Genomic DNA, 5428 nt, shown 5'->3' on the forward strand with positions numbered 1-5428 from the left:
ATAGAGGCTTGTGATACTATTATTCATAAGGTTACCTCTCAAAAACCAATTAATGAAAATGCTATAATTTATAGTAAATATCATAAGAACTATAAGAATCTTTACACAGCATTAAAACCTGAATTTATGAATTTAAATAAGGTAAGATAAGATAAAATTTCTACTAGGTAAGAGATATCTTAAACGGAAGGGGAGGTAAATATGATTATTAATAAAGTTACAGATGCTAAGTTTAAAAAATATGGACAAGTTTTAAAAAATTATGATTGTAAAGAGTTAATTGAAAAGATGAAAATGACACCATTACCAAGTGATGTAGTCTATGAACCATCAATTAAGGAATTAGAAAATATAGAAATTTCTGAGGAATTAAGAATTAGAGAGTTTGGTGAATTACCAATTCAAATAGGATATTGCAATGGTAATAATTATTTGCTCAATGCAGTTGAATATCATCGTTCATCTGAAATAAATGTTGCAATAACTGATCTTATTTTACTTGTAGGATCACAACAAGATATTCAGGAGGATTATTCATATGATACTTCAAAAATAGAGGCCTTTATAATTCCAGCTGGGTGTATAATAGAGGTTTACGCAACAACACTTCATTATGCACCTTGTAATGCAAATGAAAATGGATTTAAATGCGTAGTTGTTTTACCAAGAGATACTAATCTAGCACTTGAAAGCAAAATCAATAAATCTGGTGAGGATGCACTATTATTTGCTAGGAATAAATGGTTAATTGGTCATGTGGATGCTGATTTAGGTGCCGAGGGTGCATTTATAGGTCTAAAAGGACAAAATATTTCAGTGAAATAAATAATATTTTGATAAAATAGTTTTTATAGTAAATAGGAGGAATTAAAAATGATGAATTTACCACAATTAAAATTAGGAATTGTTGCTGTAAGCAGAGATTGTTTTCCAATGGAGTTATCAGCTAATCGTAGGAAAGCAGTAGTAGAGAGTTATAATGAGTCTAATGGAAATATATTTGAATGTTTGACTACTGTGGAAAATGAGACACATATGTTAAAAGCATTAAAAGAAGTTAAAGAAGCGGGTGTAAATGCGTTAGTAATATACCTTGGAAATTTTGGACCTGAAATTTCAGAAACTTTACTTGCAAAACAATTTGATGGACCAGTAATGTTTGCTGCGGCGTCAGAAGAAAGTGGAAATAACTTAATGAATGGACGTGGAGATGCTTATTGTGGAATGCTAAATGCAAGCTACAATTTAGCGTTACGTAATATTAAGGCATTTATTCCTGAATATCCTGTTGGAACAGCTAGTGAAGTTGCTGATATGATTTCAGAATTTGCACCAGTTGCTACTTCAATACTTGGACTTGAAAATTTAAAGATAATCTCTTTCGGACCTCGTCCACAAGATTTCTTAGCATGTAATGCACCAATTAAACAATTATATAATTTAGGCGTTGAAATTGAAGAAAATTCAGAACTTGATTTATATGCAACATTTAATGAGCATGCTAATGATCCAAGAATTCCAGAGGTAATAGCTAGCATGGAAAAGGAACTCGGTGAAGGAAATAAAATGCCTGGTATTTTACCAAAGCTTGCTCAATATGAAATAACATTATTGGATTGGATGGAAGCACATAAAGGTTCAAGAGAATTTGTTGTTTTTGCTAATAAATGTTGGCCATCATTTCAAACACAATTTGGATTTGTACCTTGTTATGTAAATAGCCGTCTAACAGCAATGGGAATTCCTGTATCATGTGAAGTTGATATTTATGGCGCATTAAGTGAATATATAGGAACTTGTATAAGCCAAGATGCTGTAACATTACTTGATATTAATAATTCAGTACCAGCTGATATGTATAATTCAGAAATTAAAGGTAAATTTGATTATACTATAAAAGATACATTTATGGGATTTCATTGTGGTAACACAGCGGCTTGTAAATTAACTAGTGGTACTATGAAAAATCAAAAGATTATGGCAAGAGCATTAGAACCTAATGTAGAACCAAACATAACTCGTGGAACACTTGAAGGGGATATTATTCCTGGAGAGATAACATTCTTCCGTTTACAAAGTAATGCAGAAGCAGAATTAACAGCATACGTAGCAGAGGGTGAAGTTCTACCAGTTGCAACTCGTTCATTTGGATCTATTGGTATTTTCGCAATTCCTGAAATGGCAAGATTTTATCGACATGTTTTAATTGAAAAGAGATATCCACATCATGGCGCAGTTGCATTTGGACATTACGGAAAAGCAATTTACAATTTATTTAAATATTTAGGCGTCAAAGAATTAGCATTTAATCAACCAAAAGGAATGCTCTATAAATCAGAAAATCCTTTTAAATAATATTAAATGGGAACCTGTTAAGTAGACAGTAAAAATAATAAAAATTGACTTAAGCGGCTAGAGCCCTAAATTACATTGGGCTAAGGCCGTTTAATTTTTTTTGTAGAATTATCACTATTATGCTCTATAACTAGTTTATTTCTAGTTGATTAATATTGACCATAATAAAGGAATATTGTAAAAGTATAGTAAAATATTAAGAAATATGGTAATATGTAACTGAAAATGACAATTTAAAATTGGTGTAAAATGTGATTTCTAGGAAGAGAAAATTTACTACTATATCATTACTGCAATAACTAATTTTAAATTAAATAGTATTAGAAGTTATTTTAGAAAGAGAGGATAGGAAGTATGGATAGGAATAAAAGTAGACGAGCTATAGTACTGGGATATCTTTCAATTGCTTCTTTATCGTTAATTATGATATTAATTAGTATTTATAGTATGAATAAAGTATATAAGGAGTCTCATTTTATTATCGAAGAAATGCTTCCAATAAAAACATATTCAACGGGTATTTTAACCTCACTAATTAACCAACAAACGGGTGTTAGAGCCTATATTATTTCAAAAAACAATCTTTTTTTAGGTGACTATTATTTGGGAGCTAAACAAATTAAAGAATATAACAATTCTCTGAATAATTTAAATGATATCAAAATAGACTCTTTTACTACTAATCAATTTAATGAACAAATAAACGAAATTCAAAATTTTTTTCAGCAACAAATAGCATTAGTGAATAATGGCAAATCATATGAGGCAAAATTAGGTTTAATTCACGGTGAAAATTTAGTCAATAAATTTAGGAAGGCAAATAATATACTAGACTCTGAAATTGATTTAGAGGCAAATATCATAGATAATAGAGCTGAAAATCTCCAAAAAAATTATCGATACCTATTGCTTTCTCTGGGTATAGTACTTATTTTGGTTAATTTTATATTTATTAAGTATATTTTATTTTATATGAATGAAGAAATTAAGAAAAAAAATGAAACGAATAAAGAATTACAAAAATTACTTATTTCAGAAGAAGAGTTTATTGCAAATATTTCTCACGAACTTAAAACTCCATTAAATGTAATTTTTTCAGCTGCACAGTTGTTTGAAACGTATTGCTATAATGGTTCATTAGACGACCGGAGGGAAAAAATTATTAAATACATTGATTCGATGAAACTAAATTCCTATAGGTTATCCAAACTTATAAATAATATAGTTGATACATCAAAAATTAAAGCCGGATTCTTTGAAATGCATTTGTCAAATAATAATATAATTAAGGTTGTAGAGGAAATAGTAATGTCAGTTATTGACTATTGTGATTGTAAAGGCTTAAATCTTATTTTTGATACTGATATAGAAGAGAAAATAATTGCTTGTGATTCAGAAAAGATAGAGAGAATAGTATTAAATCTTATATCCAATGCAATTAAATTTTCAGAAAAAGGTACAGAAATACGTGTAAATATTCAAGATAAAAACGAATTTGTTGAAATATCAGTTATAGATAATGGAATAGGTATTGATAATAATCACAAAAATGTAATTTTTGATAGATTTAATCAGGTAAATAAATCTTTATCAAGAAATACTGAAGGTACGGGTATTGGTTTAAGTCTGGTTAAGTCTATAGTAGAATTACATGGAGGAAAAATATTTGTTGAAAGTGAACTTGGGAAAGGGAGTAAATTTATTTTCGATCTTCCTTCCATAAAAACAATGCAGGATTGTACTGTACTTAATAGTGATCTTAAAAATAAAAGTGAACATATACAGTTGGAACTCTCTGATATTTATTTATAATACTCATACATCGCTATAGAAGATTTACCATATAAAATAAATATAAGTGTATTGTAATAAAAATAACTGCTGGTAGATTGAACTGAACCACTAAAAACGGACATTGCAAAAATACCCTCAATTGTAGGATAATAAAACTATGATTGGGGGTATTTTTATTTTAAATAAGAAAAGCAAAAAACAGTTTGGATCTTTCATGAAAGTGATGGAGTTGAAAATAAGGTCGAAGAACATAAATTAATAGATTAATTAAAAAAGGTAAAGACTATAGAGATTATAGTAGTATTTTTAATATTACTATTCTTTGTCACTATTAGTTTTTTTCAACGTATATAAGGTAGATATAAAATAAATTCTATAAAATTAAAATCCATCCGAAGGGGGGGAAAGAAAGTGCAAGATGATTCTAAACTAATACAAAGCATATTAGACGGAAATGTTGACAGCTTTAATATATTAGTTAACAAATATGAACTTATAGTCTTAAGGTTTATCTATAACATGATAAAGGATAAGGAAGCGTCAGAGGATATAACTCAAGAGGTGTTCATTACAGTTTACAATAAACTTTATCTTTATGATAAAACGTATAAATTCTTAAATTGGTTACTACAAATTTCTAAAAATAAATGTATTGATTATATACGAAAATATAAAAGAGTGTATGAATCAAACATAGAAGATATACCAAATATATCGTCTAAACAAATGTCACCAGAACTTTCAGCAGAATACATGGAGACTAAAGAAAATATAGAAGCTTTTTTAAATTCTTTAAAAGAAGTAGATAAGCAAATACTAATTATGAGGTATTCACAAAACCTTACATTTTACGATTTGTCACAAATCTTAGAAATGACAGAATCTAATGTAAAACGGAGATACTATAGGAGTAGACAAAATTATAAAACTTTTATATCTCAAAAGGAAAAGGGGTGTAAATAATGAATTGTAATAAATTTAAAAAGGGATTAGAAGAATATATGATAGGAAGCTTTTCAGATGATTTGAAAATCGCATTTGAAAAGCATAAGGATGGATGCGAAAGCTGCAGGATGCTATATGAAGAAGAAGTTAAAATAGATAGAGATTTTAAGATAGCTCTATCAATAGATTGTTTAGATTTTAATAGCTCAAAGACTAATATACTTAATAGTATAGATAAAAATAGATATAGTAAAAAGACTTCAAATAAAATTTTATACAATATTAAAAAATACAAAAATAGATATTTAACATACGCTGTAGCAGTTATAGCTAT

General features: G+C 28.2%; 5 protein-coding genes. All 5 read left to right on the forward strand.

Translation table 11 applies throughout. The features are described 5' to 3' along the window. Positions 1-201 precede the first annotated feature (201 nt). Positions 202-825, forward strand: coding sequence for a DUF4867 family protein (locus tag JJE11_RS13890; RefSeq protein WP_291636608.1), 624 nt, complete (start codon positions 202-204; stop codon positions 823-825). 48 nt (positions 826-873) lie between these two features. Further along, positions 874-2355 (forward strand): L-fucose/L-arabinose isomerase family protein, encoded by a 1482-nt coding sequence (locus JJE11_RS13895; protein ID WP_291636610.1) that lies wholly within the window; start codon positions 874-876, stop codon positions 2353-2355. A 354-nt stretch (positions 2356-2709) separates the two neighbouring features. Further along, on the forward strand, positions 2710-4167 hold the full coding sequence (locus tag JJE11_RS13900) for an ATP-binding protein (protein WP_291636613.1): 1458 nt from the start codon (positions 2710-2712) through the stop codon (positions 4165-4167). Between the two features lie 393 nt (positions 4168-4560). Then, entirely contained in the window at positions 4561-5112 is a 552-nt protein-coding gene (locus JJE11_RS13905; RefSeq protein WP_291636615.1) for a sigma-70 family RNA polymerase sigma factor, read from the forward strand. Then, on the forward strand, positions 5112-5428 hold a 317-nt coding region (locus tag JJE11_RS13910; RefSeq protein WP_291636617.1), incomplete at its 3' end, for a hypothetical protein. The genes JJE11_RS13905 and JJE11_RS13910, both read left to right, overlap by 1 nt.

Source organism: Clostridium sp., assembly GCF_016650095.1.
Lineage (GTDB): Bacteria > Bacillota > Clostridia > Clostridiales > Clostridiaceae > Clostridium_AD.

Coding starts and splice junctions, on each gene's coding strand:
- JJE11_RS13900 (WP_291636613.1), top strand. CDS start 2,710: ATGGATAGGAATAAAAGTAGACGAGCTATAGTACTGGGATATCTTTCA.
- JJE11_RS13890 (WP_291636608.1), top strand. CDS start 202: ATGATTATTAATAAAGTTACAGATGCTAAGTTTAAAAAATATGGACAA.
- JJE11_RS13895 (WP_291636610.1), top strand. CDS start 874: ATGATGAATTTACCACAATTAAAATTAGGAATTGTTGCTGTAAGCAGA.